Annotated in this window: 17 protein-coding genes, 1 tRNA gene and 1 other RNA gene; 16 read left to right on the top strand and 3 right to left on the bottom strand. The window is 47.6% G+C overall.

The window, feature by feature from the left end; translation table 11 throughout:
* Positions 1–63: 63 nt before the first annotated feature.
* Together rho and trxA are read right to left on the bottom strand one after the other, a co-directional pair.
* On the bottom strand, positions 64–1,326 hold the full coding sequence (rho, locus tag ACO0KV_RS07325; RefSeq protein WP_423015374.1) for a transcription termination factor Rho: 1,263 nt from the start codon (positions 1,324–1,326) through the stop codon (positions 64–66).
* 236 nt (positions 1,327–1,562) lie between these two features.
* Positions 1,563–1,889 (bottom strand): thioredoxin TrxA, encoded by a 327-nt coding sequence (gene trxA, locus ACO0KV_RS07320; RefSeq protein ID WP_422989476.1) that lies wholly within the window; start codon positions 1,887–1,889, stop codon positions 1,563–1,565.
* Between the two features lie 440 nt (positions 1,890–2,329).
* Here trxA and ACO0KV_RS07315 point away from each other — a divergent pair, with 440 nt between their 5' ends.
* From ACO0KV_RS07315 to ybiB, 5 genes are all read left to right on the top strand, one after another.
* Positions 2,330–2,551, top strand: a complete 222-nt coding sequence (locus ACO0KV_RS07315; RefSeq protein ID WP_423041375.1) for a DUF904 domain-containing protein — start codon at positions 2,330–2,332, stop codon at positions 2,549–2,551.
* A gap of 11 nt (positions 2,552–2,562) precedes the next feature.
* Positions 2,563–2,874 (top strand): cell division protein ZapA, encoded by a 312-nt coding sequence (locus ACO0KV_RS07310; protein ID WP_423041401.1) that lies wholly within the window; start codon positions 2,563–2,565, stop codon positions 2,872–2,874.
* 66 nt (positions 2,875–2,940) lie between these two features.
* Positions 2,941–3,121: non-coding RNA, 6S RNA (ssrS, locus tag ACO0KV_RS07305), on the top strand.
* A 133-nt stretch (positions 3,122–3,254) separates the two neighbouring features.
* Positions 3,255–3,710: an EVE domain-containing protein gene (locus ACO0KV_RS07300; RefSeq protein WP_423041373.1), complete on the top strand. Its 456-nt coding sequence runs from the start codon at positions 3,255–3,257 to the stop codon at positions 3,708–3,710.
* Between the two features lie 2 nt (positions 3,711–3,712).
* Positions 3,713–4,699 (top strand): DNA-binding protein YbiB, encoded by a 987-nt coding sequence (gene ybiB, locus ACO0KV_RS07295; RefSeq protein WP_423041371.1) that lies wholly within the window; start codon positions 3,713–3,715, stop codon positions 4,697–4,699.
* Between the two features lie 195 nt (positions 4,700–4,894).
* On the opposite strand, the gene ACO0KV_RS07290 is transcribed toward ybiB, so the two are convergent.
* Positions 4,895–7,165 carry a TonB-dependent receptor gene (locus ACO0KV_RS07290; protein WP_423041369.1) on the bottom strand — a complete coding sequence of 757 codons (2,271 nt, stop codon included), beginning with the start codon at positions 7,163–7,165 and terminating at the stop codon, positions 4,895–4,897.
* Positions 7,166–7,579: 414 nt separating this feature from the next.
* Here ACO0KV_RS07290 and ACO0KV_RS07285 point away from each other — a divergent pair, with 414 nt between their 5' ends.
* The 11 genes from ACO0KV_RS07285 (at position 7,580) to ACO0KV_RS07235 (ending at position 21,827) form a co-directional block, all read left to right on the top strand.
* Positions 7,580–8,779 carry an NAD(P)/FAD-dependent oxidoreductase gene (locus tag ACO0KV_RS07285; RefSeq protein WP_423041367.1) on the top strand — a complete coding sequence of 400 codons (1,200 nt, stop codon included), beginning with the start codon at positions 7,580–7,582 and terminating at the stop codon, positions 8,777–8,779.
* 290 nt (positions 8,780–9,069) lie between these two features.
* On the top strand, positions 9,070–9,282 hold the full coding sequence (gene rpsU, locus ACO0KV_RS07280; RefSeq protein WP_005877634.1) for a 30S ribosomal protein S21: 213 nt from the start codon (positions 9,070–9,072) through the stop codon (positions 9,280–9,282).
* A gap of 127 nt (positions 9,283–9,409) precedes the next feature.
* A complete protein-coding gene (locus ACO0KV_RS07275; RefSeq protein ID WP_423041365.1) occupies positions 9,410–9,856 on the top strand; it encodes a GatB/YqeY domain-containing protein in 447 nt (148 codons plus the stop codon).
* A 69-nt stretch (positions 9,857–9,925) separates the two neighbouring features.
* Positions 9,926–11,719 carry a DNA primase gene (gene dnaG / locus ACO0KV_RS07270; protein ID WP_423041363.1) on the top strand — a complete coding sequence of 598 codons (1,794 nt, stop codon included), beginning with the start codon at positions 9,926–9,928 and terminating at the stop codon, positions 11,717–11,719.
* Between the two features lie 1,232 nt (positions 11,720–12,951).
* On the top strand, positions 12,952–15,111 hold the full coding sequence (rpoD, locus tag ACO0KV_RS07265; RefSeq protein WP_423041399.1) for an RNA polymerase sigma factor RpoD: 2,160 nt from the start codon (positions 12,952–12,954) through the stop codon (positions 15,109–15,111).
* Positions 15,112–15,273: 162 nt separating this feature from the next.
* Positions 15,274–15,351: transfer RNA gene (locus ACO0KV_RS07260), tRNA-Ile, on the top strand.
* Positions 15,352–15,964: 613 nt separating this feature from the next.
* A complete protein-coding gene (locus ACO0KV_RS07255) occupies positions 15,965–16,657 on the top strand; it encodes a VIT1/CCC1 transporter family protein (RefSeq protein WP_423041361.1) in 693 nt (230 codons plus the stop codon).
* Positions 16,658–16,745: 88 nt separating this feature from the next.
* Positions 16,746–17,324 carry a superoxide dismutase gene (locus ACO0KV_RS07250; protein WP_423041397.1) on the top strand — a complete coding sequence of 193 codons (579 nt, stop codon included), beginning with the start codon at positions 16,746–16,748 and terminating at the stop codon, positions 17,322–17,324.
* Positions 17,325–17,669: 345 nt separating this feature from the next.
* Positions 17,670–18,971: a c-type cytochrome gene (locus tag ACO0KV_RS07245; protein ID WP_423041359.1), complete on the top strand. Its 1,302-nt coding sequence runs from the start codon at positions 17,670–17,672 to the stop codon at positions 18,969–18,971.
* A 44-nt stretch (positions 18,972–19,015) separates the two neighbouring features.
* Positions 19,016–19,489: a (2Fe-2S)-binding protein gene (locus ACO0KV_RS07240; RefSeq protein WP_423041357.1), complete on the top strand. Its 474-nt coding sequence runs from the start codon at positions 19,016–19,018 to the stop codon at positions 19,487–19,489.
* Positions 19,482–21,827, top strand: a complete 2,346-nt coding sequence (locus ACO0KV_RS07235) for a molybdopterin cofactor-binding domain-containing protein (protein ID WP_423041355.1) — start codon at positions 19,482–19,484, stop codon at positions 21,825–21,827. The genes ACO0KV_RS07240 and ACO0KV_RS07235 overlap by 8 nt, the downstream gene beginning before the upstream one ends.
* Positions 21,828–21,858: the final 31 nt, after the last annotated feature.

The following is a 21,858-nucleotide window of genomic DNA, read 5'->3' as shown; positions in this document are numbered from 1 at the left end:
CGATACTTTTGGGTATCGGCTTTTTTTATGAAGGATTTTTTCTACTCAAATTATTGAGCGAAATTAACCACCACGACGCATCATTTCAAAGAACTCTGCATTGTTTTTGGTTGCCTTCATTTTGTCCTGAATGAATTCCATCGCTTCGATCTCGTCCATCGAGTACAGCAACTTGCGCAAAATCCAGATTTTTTGCAATTGATCTGGTTTGATCAGCAACTCTTCTCGACGAGTACCGGATTTATTGAGGTTGATTGCCGGATAGACACGTTTCTCGGCAAGACGGCGTTCCAGGTGAACTTCCATGTTACCTGTACCTTTGAATTCTTCGTAGATCACGTCATCCATACGGCTGCCGGTTTCGATCAGTGCTGTCGCGATAATGGTCAGAGAACCACCTTCTTCGACGTTACGTGCTGCACCGAAGAAACGCTTTGGACGTTGCAATGCATTGGCATCAACACCACCGGTCAATACTTTGCCAGAAGCCGGGATGACGGTATTGTAAGCACGTGCCAAACGGGTAATCGAATCGAGCAGGATGACGACGTCTTTTTTCATTTCGACCAGACGTTTGGCTTTTTCCAGCACCATTTCAGCGACTTGTACGTGACGCGTTGCTGGTTCATCAAACGTGGAAGCGACGACTTCACCGCGCACAGAGCGCTGCATTTCTGTCACCTCTTCCGGACGTTCATCGATCAGCAAAACGATCAATGTCACATCAGGATGGTTAGTCGTGATCGCGTGAGCGACGTGTTGCAACATCACGGATTTACCGGATTTTGGTGACGCCACTAGCAAGCCACGCTGACCACGGCCAATCGGTGCAATCATGTCGATGATACGACCTGTGGTATTTTCTTCGCCGCGCATTTCGCGTTCGAGCGTCAATACTTTGTTCGGATGCAATGGTGTTAAGTTCTCAAACAGAATGCGGTGTTTAGACGCCTCTGGAGATTCTCCGTTAACCTTGTCCACCTTCACTAGCGCGAAATAACGTTCTCCATCTTTTGGTGTACGTACTTCACCCTCGATCGAATCACCTGTATGCAAATTGAAACGGCGGATCTGGGATGGGGAAATATATATGTCATCCGTGGATGCCATATAGCTGGCGTCTGGAGAGCGGAGAAAACCAAAGCCATCAGGCAGGACTTCGAGAGCGCCATCGCCAAAAATTTGTTCGCCAGATTTTGCACGTTTTTTAAGAATCGCGAACATCAATTCTTGTTTGCGCATACGTGCTGCGTTGTCAATATCGAGTCCTACAGCCATTTCCAGCAATGCGGATACGTGTAGGGCTTTTAATTCAGATAGATGCATGGTGAGTGTCCCGGGATGGGAGTATGGGGTGGGGGAGTGAACGGAGGAACTACAGAATAAACAGAATAGTTATTTGTATTTTGCGGTCAAATGACCATTAAAACAAGCTCTTATTTTTCGTTGCTATTTTCAGCTACCATTTGCGATCATTTAAGATCAACGTACCGCACCGGAATTTTTTTCAATTTACGTAGACATCAATTGAATGTCGATCTGGTGCAGTACCGAATGATACCTTAAATATTGGCGTCAATGAAAGATGTCAATTGACCTTTTGCCAATGCGCCAACTTTTTGTGCGGCAACAGCGCCATTTTTAAACAAGATCAGCGTTGGGATGCCACGGATGCCGAACTGTGCAGGCACTGCCTGGTTAGCGTCGACGTCCATTTTTGCAACAACGATTTTGCCGTCGTATTCTTTTGCTACTTCTTCCAGAATTGGGGCGATCATTTTGCAAGGACCACACCATTCAGCCCAGAAGTCCACCAGAACTGGTTTGTCGGATTTTAATACGTCTGCTTCAAAAGAAGCATCGCTTACATATTTGATGTTTTCGCTCATGGAATCCTCATCGAGAGGGAAAAATTAAGGGGTAACAGCGCCACAGAATATCGGTCAGAAATCGGAACTCGCCGCATTCAGTGTTGAATCTTGAGGCGATTGGCGTAAATTCAATGGCATTTATATATACCGGAGAGATGCCAACGAAGAGTCTAGCGTGGTTAGCTATGCGCCAAATAATAACCTATTTTTAAAAAAAGTGTGATCCTTCAACGCATTTTGTGCGCTTCGTCACATAAAATATTTTTTTGCTTACAAAAATGGTGTTTTTTTATGGATGTTTTTTATGTTTTTTCATAATTTCATTCAAATCAGGCTAATTTTTTGTCAAAATTGAAGTCGATGCCTATTTTTCAGTGCATCCTTTTCGCAAGTTCTGTGTTGACAGAAAATTTACTCGTATAATAAGAACCCAGATTTGTTGTGCTCCAAAACTAACTATGATGATCTCCGATTTTGAATTACTCGCTGAAAAAGTTGCTAAGCTCGCTGAGCTTGCCCACGCCTTGCGTACTGAGAATGCGGGGTTACGCAACGAAGTGGCGTTGTTGACTTTACAGAATCAAGAGATGCAACAGCGCATGCAACAAGCGCATACCCGGGTAACCGCATTATTGATGCAGTTGCCCGCAGAAATCGCTACTGATGAGGAAGCAGCATGACTGATAAGAAAGTGATCCAGGTCGATGTCACAATCATGGGGCAGAGTTACAAACTCGCTTGTAGAGATGGTGAGGATCGTGCGCTGCGCGAAGCGGCGGCTTACCTTGATGCGAAAATGTCGGCTTTACGTGATTCATCTAAGGTCAAAGGGACAGACCGGATTGCGGTGATGGCAGCGCTTGGCATGACGACAGAATTATTGGCAACGAAATCACCGGAAGGTCCGCTCTCTGGCATGTCGATCTCCGAGGTAAAACAAAAGATGACGCAGATGCATGAAGTCATGGATCAAGCGCTGACACCACAAGAAAACCTATTTTGAATTCAGGGTCATTGTTTAATTTAATCAAAAACAATGACATAAAATCTCAATTTAAGAGTAAACTTCAATTCCCTGCCGTGTTCGCCAATGCCATATATTCCTTGAACCATTTATGTGCATAGGCTGTGGAATATTGTTCGATGGGCGTGAGCGTCGCTAGTCCGATGAACCCGAAATTGAACTGACCGTGGCCAACTTGAACCGCTTAGGTTCAGGATGCCGGCATAGCGGCATCGGTGGGGACTTATTCTGAACGGCTGTCAACCATGACAGCCGTTTTTTTTCGCCATTTTTTCTGCTGCAGAGTGTTAGTCGGATCGTTGCTGCTGAGCTGCGCACAAATATGCGACAATTTCCTTTTTTCTTGTGAGTAAATTGCGATGGCTTATTGGTTAATGAAGTCCGAGCCGGAAGAAATGAGTATCGATGACGCAATGGACGAGTCGGCCGTGCCTTGGTTTGGTGTCCGGAATTATCAGGCGCGCAATTTTATGCGGGACCAGATGCGAATTGGCGACGGCGTACTGTTTTATCATTCCAGTTGTGCCGAGCCAGGTATCGCCGGTATTGCTGAAGTAGCGTCAACTGCTTATCCAGATCACACACAGTTTGATTCCAAGAGCCATTATTTCGATCCAAAATCGACGCCAGAGATACCGCGCTGGATGATGGTCGATGTCAAGGCGCTGCGTAAAACCACGTTATTGAGCCTGACAGAAATGCGCAACTCCCCTGAGTTATCAACGATGCTGGTGCTGCAAAAAGGTAGTCGTTTATCGATTACTCCGGTGACCCCACAAGAATGGCATGCAGTGCTGGCACTGCTGGATAAATAACGATGACACATCAATCTGTAACTGGTTTGCCGCCATTTCCGGCAGCACGTTTTATTAAAGAAATTGGCCGCGGCAAAGATGGCGCACGGAGTATGACCCGTGAAGATGCGAAAGCCCTTTACCAGGCAATGCTGGCGGGGCAGGTATCTGATCTCGAGCTGGGCGGGATTTTGCTGTCGATGCGGATTAAGGGCGAATCGATTGACGAGATTGCTGGTTTTCTAGATGCGGCAAAGGCGTTTATTTTACCTTTGACCGCGCCGGCAACGGCCGACTATGCGCCAGTGATTATTCCTAGTTACAACGGAGCCCGTAAAAAAGCTAACCTCACTCCTTTGTTGGCTTTATTGCTCGCCCGTCGCGGTGTGCCGGTGCTGGTGCACGGCGTTACGCAGGATGCCGGACGCGTGACGACTGCAGAGATTTTTGCTGCATTAGATATTCCGTTGTTGACGACGACAGAACAGGTCAACGCGCAGTTAGCTGCAAAGCAGCCAGCCTTCGTTGCAATTGAGTCTTTGTCGCCAGCGATGTCTGGTTTGTTGAATCTGCGGCGAGTATTAGGTGTGAGAAATTCTACGCATACCTTAGTAAAAATCATTCAGCCGTTCACGACACCAGCCTTGCGTTTGACATCCTATACACACCCCGAATATTTGCATATGTTGCAGCAATTTTTTATGACCTTTGCAGATACCCAGGCGGGTGATGTATTTTTGATGCGGGGAACAGAAGGGGAAACTGTTGCCAATATCGGCCGAGCGCAGCGGATTGACTGGCTGCATGCTGGCCAGTGTGAAACGCTAGTCGATACACAAGATAATCTGATCGGTGGTACGCCTGAAGCACCTGATGCTCTGGATGCCCAAACGACGGCAAGCTGGATTACCTCGGTACTCGACGAAGACATTCCTGTTCCAGCCAATATCGCACGACAGGTGCAGCTATGTGTCGATATAACGCAGAAAATTCAGATGCGGGTGCTGTAATTTTATTCAATGGCGTATCACTGGCATCTTGAATTTAGCTGGTGAGCATCGGCAGATGAAGATCTGAATCTGAATCTGAATCAACATTGGTGTACCGCGACCAATCATACTGTTACTCAAATAAAAAACGCGCCAGATTTATATCTGGCGCGTTTTATTTTAAGAGCTGACTAACTGATTATCGGTAACGCAGAATCAGAAGTTGGCTTTGAACTGAATGCCGTAGCTACGTGGTTCGTTCAGAATACCTGTCAGGTTATCGAAGTCAATGGCTGCAACAACTTGCTGTCTGTTGGTGATATTACGACCATACGCAGCCAGTTCGTATTTACCATCAGCCCATTGATAACCAACACGCAGGCCACCTTCTAACGAAGATTTTGCTTTGTATTCTGCTGCTTCATACAAGAACATGTTGTAAGTATCTTTGTATGCCCAGTCGGTGACAGCGTACAGTGTGCCTTCGCCAACTTGTGTTGTGTATTTCAAGTTGAAGTTACCAACCCATTTAGGTGCGCGTGGCAGTGGGTTACCGTTGATCGCTGCTGTGCCCTTGAATGGGCCAGCGGGATTTGTAACGGTACAACCATTGCCGCAAGCAGCCACGAAGAGGTTAGGATCCTTGATTTCAGTATCGTTATAGCTGACACCGATCGTTGCTTTCCAGTTGCGGCTCAGATTGGCACGTAAATCGAGCTCAAAACCTTGGCCAGTTGCTTTGTCTGCATTGACCAGTTTGTTTTGATTCACGGCGCCACTACCTGCTGTCAATTGCAGATCTTTTGCTGTGTATTGGAATACAGTGAAATCAATGTGTGCAGTGTTATCAAGAATGTCTTTTTTGATACCAGCTTCAAAAGACAAGTTCTTTTCAGACTGTGCAACAGAGATGCTGTCACCAAACAGGACACGACCTTGCACACTTGGTGCGCGGTAGCCAGTTGCTACACGCGCAAACAAGTTAGTGGTCTTGTCTAATGCATAGCTACCGCTCAAATCCCAAGTAACGTTACTTGCACTTGGATTCGCTGTCAGGACAGGTGTGCCACCTGCGCTGATTGGCTTGCCAGGAGTCCATTGACGCTGTGCATCAAAGTCTTTGCTGTCTTTGGTATAGCGTACGCCTGCACGGACTTTAAACTGATCGTTGACAGCGTAGTTGACGGAACCAAATGCCGCATAGGATGTTGATTTCTGATGCTGAACAGCGTAACCATCTTGCACGTTGCCTGCCAGGGAGTTGTAGTCAAAACTATCAACCTGGATTTTTTCGTTGAAGTAGTACAGGCCTGTGATCCATTGCAGTGGATCGCTGGTGTTGGATTGAACGCGAACTTCCTGAGTGATCTGGCGCAGGTATGGCAGGCCATCCGCTGTCTCAGATGGGAATGGAATAAAACCAGGTCCCATTGTTGGCGCGAATGATGCACCGTAGCCACCGTCAACGTCAGCACGGCTGTAGAACTTCGCTTTGTCGTAACCAGTAATGGAATAGACAGTTAATCCAGTCAGATCCCAACGCAGACGTGCATTCGCGCCTTCGGAAGTCAATGTCTGTTTGTTCAGACCATCCGTTGGATAAGAACCGTAGTCAAATCCTGGTACCAGATTGTTGGTACCCTTTTGAATGATGTTAGCGCGGAACAATGTTGCGTTGCCTGCCATGTCGCGGCCATGCAAATTGAACAGCGCGCTGAAATCACCATTTTTGTACAACAACTGCAGACGCGCCGCGTTGTCATGATAGCCTTCAAGCGTCTTTGTACCAGTGCTCAATGGGTTAGTGACGCGATCATCGCGGCTTTGTGACTGACCGGAGAAGCGCATTGCCCAATCCTGGTTCAATGGCACGTTAACAGCACCTTCTAGATTGACTGCGCCGTAGTTACCATAACCCAAGCTGCCATAACCTTCAAAGTTGCGTGTTGGCTTTGCGGACTCAAATTTAATCACGCCAGCTGGGGAGTTACGACCGAACAATGTGCCTTGTGGGCCGCGCAAAACTTCAACCTGATCAACGTCAAATACAGGGAAGCCTTTCAAAATCGGGCTTTCCTGAACGATATCGTCATAAATCAAACCAACTGGTTGTGACGCGTTTAAGTCGAAATCGGTATTGCCCAGACCGCGGATATAAAAGCGTGGGAAAGTGCGACCGAAATCAGACTCAATGTTCAGACTAGGAACGCGTGCGGATAAGAAGCGAATATCCTGACCGCTAGCACCGTACGTATCAAGGGCTTCCCCTTTAATTGCAGAAATAGACATCGGTACTTCTTTGATGTTCTCTGCGCGGCGGTTAGCGGTAACGATGACTGTTTCCAGTTTTGTACCATCTTTATTCGAAGCTTCTGGCTTCGCTTCTTGAGCCATTGCTGCGTGCATTGGAAATGCAGTGCTTACTGCGACAGCGATCAAGGTGCGTGTTGCACCTTGCCATAGCTGCTTTGAAGAATAGTTGCGCATGAAATTAATCCCAAAGGTGAGGTTTGTCCAAATAGAGGATCTTTTTAGTGCAAAAATATTTATCCTTGAGGGGGCAAAGATAACAATTTGCTTTTTTACATCAGATTGCGCAATCGTTTGCGCAATCTTTGTTAAGTTATCTCTTTTTGCGTAAAACAAGTCAATAATTTCTTTTATATTGATTTCAATTTATGGCTTTTTGTAACAGAAATGTTGTGTTTTTCTAACAGCGTTGTCGTTCTAATCATATGAGAATTTCATGCTTATATTTGGTGCAATCGGCACTTTTGTGGTGATGCATAAAATGGAAGCGCTGCATTATCAGTATGTGATTTGAATGATTTGCTTGATTTAGACCGCGACGGGCGACCTAATCCGCTACAATCTCCGCCTGATTTTGATGAGGGCCATGCCATGAGTAAACAATTTGATGTCGCGGTGATCGGGGCGGGTGCTGCGGGAATGATGTGTGCAGCAGTTGCCGGACAGCGTGGCAAACGCGTGGTGTTAATTGATCATGCGAGTCGCTTGGCTGAAAAAATCCGGATATCTGGTGGCGGGCGCTGCAACTTCACTAACTTATATGCGAGCCCCGTCAATTTTTTATCTGAGAATCCACACTTTTGTAAAAGTGCACTTTCGCGCTACACGCCCCAGGACTTTTTGTCCCTCATGAAGCGTCACGGGATCGCATGGCACGAAAAGCACAAGGGTCAACTGTTTTGTGACGATAGCGCGGAAGATATTATCCGCATGTTAAAAGCAGAATGCGATGCAGGTAAGGTGCACTGGCGCATGCCCTGTGCGGTAGACGATGTCAGTGCCATCGAAGAGGGAGGCTTTTTGCTGAAAACCTCAACAGGCGAGATTTCTGTGGACAGCGTCGTCATTGCAACTGGTGGCTTGTCGATACCTAAGATCGGCGCGACTGATTTTGCGCACAAAATCGCCCGTCAGTTTGGCATTAAGATCATTGAGCCGCGCCCCGCCTTGGTCCCGCTGACGTTTGATGCGACATCCTGGGAACCATTTGTTCCCTTGTCCGGTATTTCTCTTGAAGTGGATATTGAGACAGGCGATAAAAAATCGAGGACGACATTCCGTGAAGATTTACTGTTCACGCATAAAGGATTGTCCGGGCCTGGTGTACTGCAGATTTCCAGTTACTGGCAACCGGGCACACCGATTCGTATTAATTTAATGCCAGAAGTCGATGTTGCTGAAGAGTTGATTCAGGCAAAAACGGCGACCAAAAAGAATTTGTCTAATTATATGGCGCAGTTTTTACCAGCGCGGCTGGTTGATGGGCTCTTCGCTGCGCATGGTTTTGACGGTGATCTGAAGATAGCGGATATGCCTGATAAGCGCTTGCGTTTGCTCGGGGAGAAGCTGAATCGCTGGGAATTGGTGCCGAATGGCTCCGAAGGCTACCGTAAAGCGGAAGTTACCCGCGGTGGTGTTGACACCCGTACTTTATCACAGCAGAGCATGATGGTAACGAAGGTGCCTGGTTTGTATTTTATCGGTGAGTCAGTGGATGTGACTGGCTGGTTAGGTGGTTTTAATTTTCAGTGGGCATGGGCGTCTGGCACGGCGGCTGGCCTAGCGTTGTAAAAACACAGCAGTCGCTTTATCGATGTCAAATTAATATCGGGTGGAAAGTTATTTTTTATACTAGTGGGGAGTATATTTTTAATATTTCTATTTTGTATGGACAAATCGTATGTTTTGCCTGATACTCCCCTCCTCAATTTCAAAATGCAGGCAAGAAGTGTTGACTTTCTGGTTTGATTGCTAAGATCGATTAAAGTTTTTGCGTAAGATTTAATCAGATTCCTTCCCATAAATCGAAAATCCTGTTACTATCTCTGTCTTCCTATAATCTTTCAATGGTTTGAACTTACATGACCACAATTCGCCTTAAAGAAAACGAGCCGTTCGAAGTCGCCATGCGCCGCTTCAAGCGCACTATCGAAAAGACCGGTCTGTTGACCGAATTGCGCGCTCGCGAGTTCTACGAGAAGCCAACTGCAGAACGCAAACGTAAGCTGGCAGCAGCTGTTAAGCGTCACTACAAACGCATTCGTAGTCAGCAATTGCCTAAGAAAATGTATTAATTCTGACGTTGTATCTGGCAATGCCAGGTGCGATGCAGGGTAGTATCATTTAGGTTTTGCATGCCCGCTCCGGTCAGCCGCAGCGGGTTTTGTTGTTTTTATCTGATTCAGTTTCCTGGGGTAGTTCATGAGTTTAAAAGACCAAATCACCGACGATATGAAAGCAGCAATGCGTGCTAAAGAAGCCGGTAAACTGGGTACCATCCGTTTGTTGACTGCGGCGATGAAGCAAAAAGAAGTTGACGAACGCGTAGAACTGGATGATGGTATGGTCCTGGCGATCATTGAAAAAATGATCAAGCAACGTAAAGATTCGATTCAGCAATTTGAAGCAGGTGGTCGTCAAGATCTGGCAGATATCGAAAAAGCTGAGCTGGAAGTCTTGTCGGCTTACATGCCAGCTGCATTGTCTGACGAAGAAGTGCAGGCAGCCGTGGCTGCGGCCGTTGCTGAAACTGGCGCCGCAGGTCCACAAGATATGCGCAAAGTCATCGATGTTCTCAAAGCTAAATTAGCTGGCCGTGCTGACATGGGTAAAGTGTCTGGTCTGGTTAAAGCAGCACTGACGCGCTGATTTCATTGATGTCGCTGATCTCAGTGTGTCGATGACATTTTGCACAAGCCGCAAGGCTGGTAGCCAGAGTTGATACCGCAAAGTTTTATTCAGGATTTGCTCGCCCGCGTTGACATCGTTGACGTGGTGGGTAAATACGTCCAACTCAAAAAAGGTGGCGCAAACTACATGGGTTTGTGTCCCTTTCATAACGAAAAATCCCCGAGTTTCACGGTGAGCCCGACCAAGCAGTTTTATCATTGCTTTGGGTGCGGCGCGCACGGCAGTTCCATTGGCTTTTTGATGGAGTATTCTGGCCTCAGTTATGTTGATGCGATCCGCGATTTGGCGCAAAGCAACGGCATGATCGTTCCTGAAGAAGACCGGATGTTGCCAGCTCAACGCGCTGAAGTAACCGCTAAAAGCCTGGCGTTGTCCGAGGTGATGACGAAGGCGGGTGATTACTACAAGCAGCAATTACGTGGCGCACCACAGGCGATCGCCTACCTCAAAAAACGCGGTCTGACCGGGGAAATCGCCGCTCGCTTCGGGCTCGGTTTTGCGCCGGACGCGTGGGATGGATTGCGGTCCGTGTTTTCGGACTATCAAGCACCGGAGCTGGTTGAGGCTGGTCTCGTGATTGATAAAAGCGAAGAAGAAGGCGGTGGTCGTAAGCGTTACGATCGTTTCAGAGATCGTGTGATGTTCCCGATTCGTAATACCAAAGGCCAAATCATTGGTTTTGGTGGGCGGATTATGGAGCAAGGCGAGCCTAAATATCTAAATTCGCCAGAGACACCGTTGTTTCAGAAGGGCTATGAGCTCTACGGTTTATTTGAAGCACGGCAGTCAATTCGCGAGGCTGGCTATGTGCTGGTTACCGAGGGCTATATGGACGTGGTCGCGCTGGCACAGATGGGGTTTCCGCAAGCAGTGGCGACGTTGGGTACCGCTTGTACGCCTACCCACGTACAAAAGCTATTGCGTCAGACAGACCATGTAGTGTTTAGTTTTGACGGCGATAGCGCAGGCCGGCGCGCTGCGCGTCGCGCATTAGACGCGTGTTTGCCGCACGCAAACGATGATAAATTCATCAAATTTTTGTTCTTACCAACGGAGCATGACCCCGACAGTTTTATTCGCGAATTCGGTGCCGAAGCATTTGATCAGCAAGTGCATGATGCCATGCCCTTGTCGCAGTTTTTTATGCGCGAAATGGTTGGTGATAACGATCTGAGCTCTGCGGAGGGGCGCGCGCGAACCCAGTTTGATGCCAAGCCCTTGCTGCAGGCAATGCAGCCTTCTGGATTGCGATTGCAGATCGTCAGAAATCTAGCGCAGATAACGCAGACGACACCGGCTGAAATTGAGGCTTTATTTGAATTGTCGCAGCCCGTGGCGCGAGTTAAATTAGCGCCGCCGCGTTCTAAGCGCAGTGCGCCAATTGGACTTGAGCTTCAGATTATGCGCATTCTGGTCGCGTATCCCGCATTGTCTGCGATGCTCGATGAGGCTACTTTGTCTGAGTCGGCGTTGTTAGCGCCTGATGGTGCTGCGATGCTCAAGCAGTTAGTCGCCGTTGCGCAAAGTATGGGTGAGGGCGCACAGTTTGCAGCGCTCGCCGAGCAACTCAGGGCCGTCAGTCAGGATTATGATGGGTTGATTGCTGAAGTGGCGGAGCAAACCGATACTGATCCAGATTTGGTGCGATTAGAGTTGGTCGGTGCAATCCGTCAAATCCGTTCGCAGGCGCTCAAGAGTGAAGCAGAGCGATTGGTGGCGTCGGGCTTGCGTACCGATGAAGATAAGGCGCGCTGGAGAGAAATCATGCAACTGCAAGACGCTTTACGTCAGCAGGCGGTGACTGAAGCAGGGATTCGCTAGCTTGTTGGTTTTTTTTAGCATCAAATTGCCATCGAATGGGTTAATGCTATCAGGAAATATCGATATTCTTTTAATCACTTTCCGCTTTATTTCGCACTCGAAATGGTGGCGCTACATGAAAATTTCAAGAGCGCTTTGTAAGAAAATTGCCTAATTTTTTATCAGTTTAGTTGTCGTTTGTCTAGCTTTGGGCTAGAGAAATGTTTGACCGCATGCTATAATTAAAGGCTTACGATTCAAGGTCTTAGGTTGTTTCATTTCGCGCAAATGTGTCTAGTTGCGACGAAATGTGTTGTTTAGGTGAGCGTAATGCTCCTCCGAGTAACCCAAAACACTGGCGCTGAGTCTCGGGAAGTCTGAAACAAAAACAGAGATGTTCTGCAAGCAGGTCAATTTAACCGGCAGCGAGGCATTTCTTTTTGTACAATTTGTACCTAGTACAGGCAGGCGACTTCCTCAGTTCCGGATGGTTTGATTCAATGGCTAGCGCAATGAAGAAACCCGCGAAAACACTGACGTCTGCGACAGTTAAAAAAACTGCAACAACGACGTCTAAAAATGCAAGCACCGCCCCTGCAGCAAAGACAGTCAGTAAGACAGCAGTAGCCAAAGCAACAAGTGTCGACGTTAAAGCGCAATCTAAGGCCGCCAGTCAGCCTGCTACCAAAGCCGCCGATAAAAAGACAGCGCCCGTAAAAGCAACGGCTAAATCCGGCTCGGCGGCAGTAAAAGCCGCCAGCAAAAAAGAAGTTGCGAAAGGTGTTAAAGCGCCTAAAGTGAATGTAGCCGTTGAGATTCCGGCTCCAACCAAGGTGGCGGCTAAGGTCGTAACCAAAGTAGCATCCAAAGCAACAACCAAAGCAACAACCAAGGCAGCATCAACGACAAGTTCCAATGCGGTTGCCGCCAATAAGGCCGCAGCAGACAAGCGCACTGCCAAAATAGTCGCAGAGGTAACCGCGCCTATTTCGAGCAAAAAAGTGCAAGTAAAGAAAACGGCAGAGGGCGCGGTGAAAGCGTCAACCCGAGCCACAAAAAGTGATGAGAAACTTGCGGAAGTCGCAACTCATCAGATTGCTGGTAAGCAAGCGCGAGACGTGACTGAATCGCTACAGCCAGATCCAGCGGTATCCGCAACATCGAAAGCTTCCGTGACAACTAACAAAACCGATTCAAAGACAGTGACTAAGCCTACCAAGAAATCAGCGAAAGCTGCTCCTGAAGTTCAGGAAATTAAGACTGGATCTGCACCGACCGTCTCACAGACGACCGATGCTGCGGTGTTGGCCGCGATTGATACGTCCGGTTATGTTTTGCCAGGCGTTAAAGTGCCCGGACGTCGCGGACGCAAACCAAAAGAATATCAGCCAGAAAATGAAGAAATCGCAGCATTGAACGCGGTAGAACGCGCTGAGATGAAGGCAATTGATAAAGCCAAAGCAAAAGACCGCAAAGCCAAAGAAAAAGCCTTGCTCAAAGACGCATTCTCCTCCGATCCAGAAGCGACAGAAGAAGAACTCGAACGTCGTCGCCAAAAGCTCAAAACACTGATTAAACTCGGTAAGGATCGCGGCTACCTGACTTTCGCTGAGATCAACGATCACTTGCCAGAAAACGTCGTCGACCCAGAAGCCATCGAAGGCATTATCGGCACGTTCAATGACATGGGCGTAGCAGTCTACGAGCAGGCACCAGACGCAGAAACGCTCTTGCTGTCCGATAACGTCGTCACCGTCACCACTGACGATGATGAGGTCGAAGCTGCCGCTGAAGCTGCACTCTCCACCGTCGATTCTGATTTTGGCCGTACCACTGACCCTGTCCGTATGTATATGCGTGAAATGGGTTCAGTTGAGTTGCTGACACGCGAGGGCGAGATCGTTATTGCCAAGAAGATCGAAGAAGGCCTGAAAGACATGATTCAGGCAATCTCTGCGTGCCCGACAACGATCGCCGAAATTCTTGCTGCAGCAGAAAAAATCGCTGCCGACGAAATGAAGATTGATGAAATCGTCGATGGTCTGGTCGATCCTAACGCGACCGATGAACCAGCACCTGTCGTCGTTGTCGCCGTAGTTGAGGAAGAGGAAGAAGACGAAGAAGAGGAAGAAGACGAAGAAGAAGAGGACGACGATGGTGGTGCCGCTGGTGCCGCCGCGATTTCCGCTGAACAGTTAGAGCAGATGAAGCGCGACGCCCTGGCGAAGTTTGAAATCATCTCCACCAATTTCGATAAGATGCGCAAGTCTTACGAAAAAGAAGGCTATAACTCCAAGTCTTACGTCAAAGCACAAGAAGCCATCTCTAACGAGTTGCTCGGTATTCGCTTCACAGCCAAAGTCGTTGAGAAATTGTGCGACACCCTGCGTGGTCAGGTTGACGAAGTACGCCATATCGAAAAACAAATTCTCGAAGTGGCTGTGAATCGTTGTGGTATGCCCCGCTCTCACTTCATCAAAGTGTTCCCAGGTAACGAAACGAATCTGAAGTGGGTAGAAGGCGAAGTTAACTCCGGTCATTCCTACAGCGCTATATTGGGACGTAACGTGCCAGCGGTGCAGCAACTGCAACAAAAACTGATCGACCTGCAAGTGCGCGTCGTATTGCCATTGCCAGATCTGCGCAATATCAATAAGCGCATGTCTGCTGGTGAAATGAAAGCACGTAAAGCAAAGCGCGAAATGACCGAGGCTAACTTACGTCTGGTTATTTCTATCGCAAAAAAATATACCAACCGCGGTTTGCAATTCTTGGATCTGATTCAGGAAGGTAATATCGGTTTGATGAAAGCCGTCGATAAATTTGAATATCGTCGCGGTTATAAATTCTCTACCTACGCAACATGGTGGATTCGTCAGGCGATCACCCGCTCCATCGCTGATCAGGCCCGTACCATCCGTATTCCGGTGCACATGATAGAAACGATCAATAAAATGAATCGTATCTCTCGCCAGATTCTGCAAGAAACTGGTGTAGAACCAGATCCGGCAACGCTGGCCATCAAGATGGAAATGCCAGAAGATAAAATCCGCAAGATCATGAAAATCGCGAAAGAACCGATTTCCATGGAAACACCAATCGGTGACGATGATGATTCTCATCTCGGTGATTTTATCGAAGACAATCACACACTGGCACCTGCCGACGCCGCCCTGCATGCGTCCATGCGCAACGTCGTTAAAGACGTGTTGGATTCTCTGACACCACGCGAAGCCAAAGTGCTGCGCATGCGTTTTGGTGTCGAAATGTCGACAGATCACACCTTGGAAGAAGTCGGTAAGCAGTTCGATGTAACACGTGAACGTATCCGCCAAATAGAGGCAAAAGCACTGCGCAAATTGCGTCATCCATCTCGCTCCGACAAGCTCAAGAGCTTCCTCGAAGGGAATTAATGTTGTATAATTGGCGTTGCTTTTTTCAGCGCCAATGCGTCTTTTTGTGCCGTTTTTGCGGTGTAAATGATTAGCAGTAGCAAATGTTTTGTATTGAAAATGCTTAGTATTTTTCGAACAGATAAAACTAAAAATATCATGGCAAAACATTAAGAAAAAAATGGGCCTCTAGCTCATGTTGGTTAGAGCAGCGGACTCATAATCCGTTGGTACCGTGTTCGACTCACGGGAGGCCCACCAGAATTCAGTAATAAGATCAAGGAGTTGCATTAGTTTGCGACTCCTTTTTTTTATTCAAAATTTGGTAGTGTCCATTATTTGTCCATCTTTCTCCAGAGAGAAAGTAGTTATCTGTTAAGTAGGCCTGTTAACCGCCGTCAAAATATTCTGTAAAAGATGCGGAAGAAGAAAAAGTTTCTGAGCGGGACGGCCAATGTATTTTCAGGAATGCTTAGAATTTTTTCCATGTCGCGAAGCTTCCTTTTTTGTGTTTTGCATTCGTCACGCTGCTGACTGTTGTTCCTATCAAAGCACCAAGACTGGCTCCCCAGGCTAACATGGTTCATGCATGTTGGGACTCCTCGGCGTGCGAAAAAAATCCTGATACGTGCTGACGATATGCATTCATATTTTTAATCCTTCCTGTCTGTCGTCTAAGGCAAACAGATATCAAACCGAATAATTAAATTGAACATGTCTGTGTGCTAGCGCACCGGATGTAAAACTGAATTCAGCTAATGTCAATAAGATGGTGGATGGGGTAAGTTAAAACGGAACAAATTAATTTCCACATTCCCATATACGTCGGTTTGTTCATCCGTGAGTTGAATATATTCAGATTGGAATAGGTGCAATGACCTTTCGGCCTCTTGAGAAGCACCGCATAAAGTCTATAGGTTGGTTACGTGCGGCGGTACTAGGTGCAAACGATGGGATCGTGTCGACAGCAAGCCTTGTCGTCGGCGTTGCATCGGCGCATGTCTCTCATGGCAATATTTTACTGACTGGCGTAGCAGGTTTGGTTTCTGGTGCGATGTCGATGGCGAGTGGCGAATACGTATCTGTGTCTTCGCAAGCAGACACAGAGCAAGCGGCATTGGCGGAAGAAACCGTTGAACTAAAAGCAGATACTCAAGGAGAACACCAGGAGTTGACTGCGATCTACATGCATCGTGGTCTTGACTATCCTTTGGCAAAGCAAGTCGCAGACAAGTTGATGGCTCATGACGCATTGGGTGCGCATGCTCGGGATGAATTAGGTATTTCAGAGTTGTCCATTGCCCATCCATTGCAAGCGGCGCTGGCGTCGGCCTGTAGTTTTTCGGTTGGTGCCGCACTTCCGCTTGCTGTTACTGCATTCGTGCCAGAAACGTGGCTAATCGGGAGCGTTGTGTCCGTTGCATTGGTATCGCTTGCAATTCTTGGGGGCTTGGCCGCGAGCGCAGGTGCTGCAAAAATTTTCCCTAGCGTGTTGCGTGTAACGCTGTGGAGTGCGTTGGCATTGGCTGTCACCTCAATTGTTGGGACTCTATTTGGCGCTGTTTAATAAAACGGCAAATACAACTATGCATAGCGAACGGGGTGTTGAAGAGGTAGTTAACAATGATGTAGGACAACGATCAAAAGGAATTGCAATGGAACATATTTTACCACCGCTACCGTATCCGCTTTCTGCGCTAGAACCGCATATCTCAAGAGAAACCTTGGATTATCACTACGGCAAACATCACAAGGCTTACGTTGATAATTTGAATGCGCTAATAAAAAACACGGAATTTGAGTCGTCTACATTAGAATCGATCATTAAGACGTCATCTGGGGCTATTTTTAATAATGCGGCGCAAGTGTGGAATCACACTTTCTATTGGCACAGTTTGCAACCAAGCGGCGGCGGTATAGCTATTGGTAATTTGGGTGAAGCAATTGTTGCCAAATGGGGCTCTTTCGAGATCTTTAAGGAAGATTTCACTAAATCATGTGTAAGCAATTTCGGTTCTGGTTGGACATGGTTAGTTAAATCTGAGAACAGGCAACTTGAAATTATTAGTACTAGCAATGCCGCTACGCCGATCACTGGCGCTTCGATACCTCTGTTGACTTGTGATGTATGGGAGCATGCTTACTATATTGATTATCGTAATGCACGTCCAAAATATATCGACGCATTTTGGAATTTGGCGAATTGGCATTTCGCTGAAGAGAATTTTTCTTAATTGCCAGCGATTCGTAATGTTATCGCTCAAAATAAAATGATGGTCGTCTCTGTTAGTTTCTGTGTGCCGCCGCACAGATGGGCGTATGTCTTTACTACACGATGAAAGAACTCGGCGCATTCCGCGCCTCGTTTTATTTCTTACGCAAACTACTGAGAGAGCTTGATTTTTCATACGCTAATCAAGAATCTTCAATGTCAAATGGTGAGATCGCAGTCGTTGTCGGAAGCCCACGTCAAGTTGCTATAAAAAATGAATCAAAGCGCAAGACATTATTTGAAACGTAGTTAACGAAAGTCTTTGGACTATAGACACCGCCATCATTTCTCATGAGAGGTTAATTCAATGAAAAAGTTCTTAACGGGACTCGCTGGGCTAGTTCTACTATTGCTCATCGCAGTGGTTGGACTCTCATGGCACCCGGCACTCGCTGATGTTGAGCAAGCCCAGCAAAGTTCTTTTTCCGTCGAGCAAATCAATAAGGGTGCCATACTTGCTGGTATCGGCAATTGTGCTGCTTGCCATACGGTAAAAGGTGGCGGCGAATTTGCAGGAGGCTTGGCTGTCGTTACCCCGTTCGGGCGTATCTATTCAAGTAACATCACACCAGATCCGGCAACCGGCATCGGGCGATGGTCGCAGGAGGCGTTTAAGCGTGCACTGCATGAGGGTGTTCGGCAGGATGGCGCTAACTTGTTCCCTGCTTTTCCATACACCTATTTTGCTCATATCAAAGACGATGATGTCGCAGTGCTTTACGCCTATTTCATGACGCGACCGCTGATCAAATCTGTATCACCAAAAAATACACTCCCTTTTCCTCTGAATGTTCGCGCTTTACAGACCGTCTGGAAATGGCTTTATTTTGACAAAACGCCTCTGCTTCCGGATGTGACTAAAAGTGAAGAATGGAATCGTGGGCGTTATTTAGCTGAAGGCGTCGCTCATTGTGCGGCGTGTCACACCCCACGTAATAGTTTAGGAGGCGAGCGCAAAAATGCTTCTTATGCTGGTGCAGCTATTGATGGTTGGTATTCTCCAGCGTTGACGTCGGCAAATCCTGCATTAGTGATGTGGAGTGAAACGGAAATTTATGCCTATTTACGTTACGGGAAAACACAACTACATGGGGTTGCTATTGGACCAATGGCTGAGGTGGTACATACTGGGTTGGCCAAAGCAACGGATGCAGACGTGCATGCATTGGCTACTTATTTTTCTGATCTAAACGGCGCGACGAAAATTGTGCAGAATGCATTGGCGATAAACACGATCGTTGCGAAGGTAACGGCGCAGTCATCACAAGTATCGAACCTCTACAGCGATCATGGTGCCGCCCTCTACGTCGCTGCGTGTGCATCATGTCACTCTAATAGTGCTGCATCAATGAATCTATCACGGCCTGAGCTAGGATTTTCCTCGACATTGTTCGCGCCCAATCCGGATAATTTTTTGCAAGTGATTTTATATGGCATTGGTAGAAAAGAGGGTAGCTCCGCAATGATGATGCCAGGTTTTGATGCAGCCTTGACCAATACCGATATCGTACAAATGGCCGCTTATCTTCGTCGAAGCCGAACTACGCAACCTCCATGGCTCAACCTAGAAAACGACATCGTTGCAATGCGACGTGCTCATCAACCATGAATTACTTTTACCACTGGCACAACACATAAAAGGATGAATACGCTATGACCCAGTTTTCAATCAATGGTAAAGATGTTGATGTTCATGATGATCCTGCAACGCCATTGCTTTGGGTGATTCGCGATCACATTGGTTTAAAAGGTACGAAGTTTGGGTGCGGCATAGGTCTATGTGGTGCCTGTACTGTACATATCGATGGACGTGCCGTGCGTTCTTGTATTATATCGTTGGCCGGAGTGCAGGGCGCACATATTGTAACGATAGAAGGACTTGATCCTCTAGGCCAACATCCCCTGCAAAAAGCATGGATTGAAACCCAAACTCCGCAATGCGGATATTGCCAATCGGGACAAATCATGCAGGCTGCGACGTTGCTCAACGACTACCCCAATCCCACCGATGCCAACATCAACGCAGTCATGAGTGGCAATCTATGCCGCTGCATGGCCTATATCCGCATACGCAAGGCGATCAAAATAGCGGCAGTTGACATGTCCAAGGGGCATTCGAATGTTTAAGTTGATGAAGCATTTACGCGTTGACGTAGATAACACGATGGCCGAGCCCGCGTCCCTGGGGCGGCGTGGATTTTTAATTTCAGCGATTGGTACAGGATTTTCGCTTACTTTTTTGCGGGCAGATCAAAGTTTTGCTGAAGATAATAATGCGTCGATCGATGCGACACCTGTTTTTGATCCAAGTATTTGGTTTGAGATTAATCGCGAAGGTATCGTCACGGTCAACATTGCTAAGGCCGAAATGGGTCAACATGTCGGCACGGCATTAGCGCGTATTTTAGCGGACGAATTAGAAGTTCGTTGGGATGATGTACGTTTGAACTACGTCAATAGTGATCCTAAATGGGGCACCATGGTGACAGGTGGGAGTTGGTCAGTATGGCAAAGCTTTGATACGTTGAGTCGTGCCGGTGCAGCGGGACGTGTTGCATTAATTGAAGAAGGTGCCAAACTTCTGGGCGTTGATCCAAATCATTGTGTGGCTCGTGACAGTATCGTTCGTGCAGCGAATAAAACCATAAGTTATGCCGAGATCGTCAGTCACGGGAACCTGGTTCGTCAGTATACGCCCGAGCAATTGAAAGCCTTGCCCTTGAAGTCACCAGACCAGCGACATCTGATCGGGCACAATACGACCGCGCTTGATATACCGTCAAAGACGGACGGCAGCGCAGTTTATGGTATTGATGCAATGACTCCTGGCATGGTGTATGCGCGTCCGCTCATTCCTCCTACTCGCTATGGATCAAAAGTCAACGCCATTGACGATAGTGGAGCCAGAAGCGTCACAGGCTATATAAAGTCGATCGCGCTAATTGATCCATCTGATACTGTACCTGGTTGGGTAATGGTTTTCGCAGACTCATTTGCAGGTGCAATTCGTGCAGCCGATCTTGTGAAAGTGGATTGGGCTGCCGGTAGTAGTGCCAATGTGTCTGAGGCAGATATTGTGGATCATGGTACAAATTTGATTCATGCACAATCCGGCGGTTCTTTGGTCGTTGCTGATGATGGCGTAGCATTGGCATTTTCAAACGCGACGCTTATCATCGATCGTACTTATACCACCAGCACCGTCTTGCACTTCCAATTGGAACCGGTGAATGTACTCGCCTTAGAGAAAAATGGCGTGTGGCATATTCACACTGGCAATCAGTGGCAATCACTAATCCTCCCTGTTATGGCCAAAGCCCTGAACGTATCTGAAGACAAAGTGTTAATGCATACCTATTTGTTGGGCGGCGGTTTTGGGCGCAGATTGAATGGTGACTATGCAATCCCAGCTGCGCTCGCTGCAAAAGCACTGGGTCGGCCAGTGAAGATGGTCTGTACCCGAGCCGATGATGCCCGCTTTGATTCACCACGTTCTCCCTCGGTGCAGCGCTTGCGTTTGGCATTTGACCAGCAAAATAAAGTCATCGCGATGCAACATGACGCGTGTGCAGGTTGGCCCACTCAGGTAATGATTCCTTCATTTATGCCAAAAGGAAAAAATGGTGTGCCGTATGATCCATTTTCGATTGCCGGTGCAGACCATTGGTATTCTGTCGGAGCCCATCAGGTACGTGCGCTATCTAACGATCTTGCTAATAGCACTTTTCGTCCGGGATGGTTACGCTCTGTGGGACCTGGTTGGACAAATTGGGCACTCGAGAGTTTTATTGATGAGGCTGCCATCTCCGCCAAGCTCGATCCATTAGCTTTCCGTTTAATGCTATTGGACGGTAAGGGTATTAACGCTGGCAGTATGCCCAATGCTGTTGGTGGCGCGAGTCGAATGGCGAATGTATTGCAACGGGTTGCAGCCAATGCAGGCTGGGGTAGCATCATGCCAGCCGATACTGGAATGGGAATTGCCAGCACTTTTGGTCAGGAACGCGATATGCCAACCTGGAGCGCATGCGTCGCGAAGGTGAAGGTCGATCGACTTACTGGTTTGGTTAGCGTGGAAAAGATTTTTTTGGTTATTGATGCCGGCACCATTATTCACCCAGACGGTGCTTTAGCTCAAGCCGAAGGCGCCGCATTATGGGGGCTAAGCATGGCCTTACATGAAGGAACGCAATTTGAACACGGACAGGTGCGTGATACTAATTTGAATACTTATACGCCGCTTCGGATGGCTGATGTTCCAGAATTAGAGATTGAATTTGTGACTAGTACAGAAACGGCAACGGGCATGGGCGAGCCACCGACCACGGTAGTGGGCCCAGCAATTGGAAATGCTATCTTCGCAGCGATAGGGGTTCGTCTTCGGCATATTCCAATTCGTCCGGAAACAGTATTAAAGGCATTGGGGAAAACACAAGCTGCCTCCTCGGGAAAATTGGGTGGCTAAGCCATACAAAATTCCTGTGAGCGTATCGTGT

Origin of the sequence: Undibacterium sp. RuRC25W, assembly GCF_049339825.1 — a bacterium.
In the GTDB taxonomy this organism is placed as follows: Bacteria; Pseudomonadota; Gammaproteobacteria; order Burkholderiales; family Burkholderiaceae_D; genus Undibacterium.
Note: the sequence above shows the minus strand (reverse complement) of the source record. Positions and strands in the feature narration are given on the sequence as shown.